Source organism: Herbaspirillum aquaticum (assembly GCF_002213425.1).
GTDB lineage: Bacteria > Pseudomonadota > Gammaproteobacteria > Burkholderiales > Burkholderiaceae_D > Herbaspirillum > Herbaspirillum aquaticum.
This window is the reverse complement of sequence record NZ_NJGV01000042.1, coordinates 1-3,779: the sequence shown is the minus strand read 5'-3', so window position 1 is coordinate 3,779 and position 3,779 is coordinate 1. Positions and strand designations below refer to the sequence as shown.

2 protein-coding genes are annotated in these 3,779 nt (G+C 49.7%); both read right to left on the bottom strand.

What is annotated here, in order from left to right; all coding sequences use genetic code 11:
- Positions 1-92 precede the first annotated feature (92 nt).
- The gene (locus tag CEJ45_RS24255) at positions 93-1,628 is read right to left on the bottom strand and encodes a UvrD-helicase domain-containing protein (RefSeq protein ID WP_088757537.1); all 1,536 of its coding nucleotides are present in this window, start codon (positions 1,626-1,628) and stop codon (positions 93-95) included.
- A gap of 4 nt (positions 1,629-1,632) precedes the next feature.
- A complete protein-coding gene (locus tag CEJ45_RS24250) occupies positions 1,633-3,501 on the bottom strand; it encodes an ATP-dependent nuclease (RefSeq protein WP_088757536.1) in 1,869 nt (622 codons plus the stop codon).
- Positions 3,502-3,779 lie beyond the last annotated feature (278 nt).

Below are 3,779 nucleotides of genomic sequence, written 5' to 3'. Positions count from 1 at the left end.
TCTTCGGATGTGAATCGCTTCTTGGGCATGGTCTGACTCTCCTTTTCAATAGCATATGAAATTTCAAGTCGGACCAGTTTTTTCAGGTCAGGTCAAATGGTCATCACTTGAAGGCCGTTGGGATCATCAATACCCGATAGTATTTGGTCCTGGGTCAATGCACTGTCTAGGACTTCCCGGGCGGAGGTGTATGCCCCATCTCGCTCCCAAACTGTCGTTAGCCCACTCGAAATTAGCTTCCCTCGATTGAAGCCAACAACGTAGTCAAGGTATTTCGCAACACTTTGAAGATCGGCGTTTCCAGTTCCACGAAGAAGCTTCTTGATCTCTATCCAATCTTTTCCCGGATTACCGCAAAAAGGATTGGCGATTAAGCTCTGAATGATTGATTCCAGGGCTTTGACAAATCCAGCCGTAGGAATTTTCCCGGCTTTTACTTTGTCGGCCCACTTCTGCATTTGGTCGGCGGCGGCCACGCCTGCGGCTCGTTTCACGTCCCTCACCAGTTCAATGGTGGTGGCCAAATCGGCGTGCTTTGTGTCTTCGCTTTTCGGTTCTAGCAAGAATGCACAAATTTTTGCCGACAAAAGGGCCTCATTCTCATCGAAGAGTAGTTTGTGTTTCACCGCCTTTTCAGACGCCAGTAACGCGGCAGATACCTTTGCGGCGGCATTCCCCGAAGACGTCAAGATTGCAACGCTTCTGCCCCATTTGCCGGTTTCCTTTTTGATCTGTCGATGTAAGGCACCAAGAGCCATCCGAAGCGTTTTTGTAAGATTAAATGCCGGAGGCCTGGGATTGTAGGGAAAAGCGGAGACGCCCTTATAGACCCCGCCTTTGACGACGCCGTGGAGGATGTCGTGGCCGAAGAGGGCAATTTCTGTATTGGGGCTTCGATGGTTTTGTCCCGCAAGATCCAATTCCAGAGGCGTTAAAGACTTCTTAATTGCGTCAATTCTCTCCGGTCCAATCCCTTCAAGGTGGTCGAAGATCTGTTGTTCGAGATCTGCCAGGCAGACCAATTGAGCATGGGGTGCAAGTTGTTCAATAAAGAGCCAGGCCTTCTCATTGGTATCCTGGGCTTCATCGATGATGATGAGCGGATGTTTCTGGGCGATGAGCCTCTTGATATGGTTACTTCGCTGAACCAAGGCTAAGGCATTGTCGGCAAAAAGATCGAATGCGATCAAACCTTCTTCACGGAAAAGCCGCTCTCTTTCTTGGAGCCATTTACCCCACTCAGGATTTTTTATGTTGCGATCTTTCTTCTTAATTTTCCCAAAGTGTATTTGCTCTTCCTGAGGGAGCATGATTCGGAGAGGCTTTGGCGATCCGAGGAGATAGGCATGCGAGGAAAGAACCTTCCAAAAGAATGAGTGGAAAGTTTGAATATCAAGCATTCGTTCTTGTCCGGCCTTGATGTGCAATTTCGAGGCCTCAATGATTCGGCCAACAGCCGCTCGGGAAAAACTGACGAACAAAACGGACTGGCCAGGAAGTAGGCCTTGGTTAATTCGGATCAGTGCCTTTTGAAGAGCAATGGTTGTCTTCCCGCTGCCGGGTCCACCAATAACCAAAGCATGTCCCTGGCATGCGAGGAACTCTTCTCGCTTTCGTTCTTGCTCCATAGCTTCATCCCTTTTGTAGAAGGGGGACCGGTCTGGTAAGCAATAAGGGAGATGGTGGTGGCGGTGGGGGGCGAGCTGCGGCCGCAGCACCAGGTTCTGGCTCTGGTGGCGGATCCATTGGCTTGGGGAATTCAGCGTAAACCTGTACCAAGAAATTGGTGATTGTGGGGGGCAAATCTTTCAGATCACATGTTTCTAATAGTTGTGCAGCCCAGCCAGCACTTTTTTTGCCGTCCAGTGCAGCTCGAGTAATTTTTCTGACGCCCTCATCATCTGGGCGTTGTTGGGGAATATGCGTACCGCCATTCATTCCCGTATCTCGGAGATTTTCCAAGAAGGCCCATTGAGTCGCTATGGGGACTTCGTGGGCGATAAGGGCCTCAAAGCCTGTATAGGGATGCTCGCAGTCAATATCAAAACTATCCGTATATTTCTTCTTATTGGCTTCGGTCCGTTTAACGAAATCGTAGAACGAGAAGGTTTTTAGTCCCAATTCTCGGAAGAACGTGCCAAATTTTGGGGCGTTGCTTTCTCCTACGGCGTCAAAGAACGCCACGCCGCCAATTTCCAGTGGTTGAAGAATTGAAGGATAGGCTTCCTCATATCGTCTTGCGACAACGGGCAGGGCGTGAAATTCAGTAATCCCCTCAACGACAATGACGCCTCGTCCAAGCATGCACTCGGTTAGGCCTTGGCGGGCATATCGCTTGTAGTCGTTGCCTTTCAGGCCGCTTGCGTCTGACACTCTCCTCGCCAGGATATTGGCGTCATCGTCGCGGGATAAGATCAGCGTTTGCTCTGGCTCGAAGCGTTCAATCACGTATGGCGAGTGAGAGGTGACAAACGCCTGGGTCGTTTTTTGCAGCAAGTAGTCTGCAATACGCCTTTGCGTGTGCGGGGGAACGGCGATTTCTGGTTCTTCCATCGCAAAGATTACCGAGTCAGGCTTTAATTCTGCGATGAACGAGAGGAGGGCGAGGACGAGCGTATTGAGCGTTCCTGTGCCTGCGTGTTGAAAGGGAACGTGATCTTGATCCTTCGACATGGCGATGAAAAAAGCCATGGTCTTACGGAGATGCTCCCGGGTTAATTGGGAGACATGAAGCTTCGTCGCTCTATTCGGGGAATTAGTGGGGATGTATCGAGCAAGCCGTTTCTCGATGTCTTGAAGCACTGGATCTAGATCGGCGGCGTCCGCTCCAATATCCAGATTCCGAAGACGTTTGATCGATTTTTCCCATAGCCCGGTGCGAACCCCCTTGGTTCGCAGGATGATATCTAGAAGGGACCCACGTTCCAGGCTGAGTGCCCTTGATCCGGTCCTCAATGCTCGCAGGTAGATGAAGCCGAACAGACGTTTGATGTCTTTTCTCACCGGCCTCAATTGCCCGTCGGGTTCATTTGGGCTGTGGGAGAAAAAGGTTTGGGCTTCGAACTCGTCTTCGTCAGGGTTGTAGCGAGCGACTGTTTCAAGTCGGATGCAACTGACTATTGCCGGTGGATTAGCAGCGTCAACTTCGCCTTCATTCAGAAGTCTCTTTTCAGCGGGATTCCAAAATTCGATGTGAGCACCACAGCGATTTTCAATTTCGGCATTGAGATCTGTAATGACAACTTCGATTCGAATCGGAATCGGCACAGCGGCTTCGCCTTCGGCGGTAGGCTCGGTGAGGTAGTTGGCATTGTGGAAATCGAATTCTTCCACCGGTGGGAATCGATTGAGTCGATCAGGGCCGAGCACCAAATCAAGTGCTTCGCAGATCGTGCTCTTTCCGACGTTATTGGGTCCAACAAGGAGCGAATGTCCGTCGAAATGGAGTTGTGCTGAACTCACCCCACGGAAATTTTTTATTGATAGGCGAGTGATCTTCATGCTGCCCCCTTGGGAAAATCGTTAGGTTGTCAAATTCGCGAATTTGACAAAATGAAATTCTTTAGAGATAACAATTAAGTCTTCGATTGGAAGGAGGGTTTCACATGAATTCCGAACTATTAGATTTTTTGATCACGATTGCCGGAGGGCTAATTTTGGTGTTTATCGCGTTTCTAACGCATACACTAAAGTGGACCCCGAATTTGAGACACTGATTTAAGCTGTCGTCCTGGAAGGGATGACGAGAATGAGTGAAGCAAAGAAGAAGCGAAATAGCT

Coding starts and splice junctions, on each gene's coding strand:
- CEJ45_RS24255 (WP_088757537.1), bottom strand. CDS start 1,628: ATGGAGCAAGAACGAAAGCGAGAAGAGTTCCTCGCATGCCAGGGACAT.
- CEJ45_RS24250 (WP_088757536.1), bottom strand. CDS start 3,501: ATGAAGATCACTCGCCTATCAATAAAAAATTTCCGTGGGGTGAGTTCA.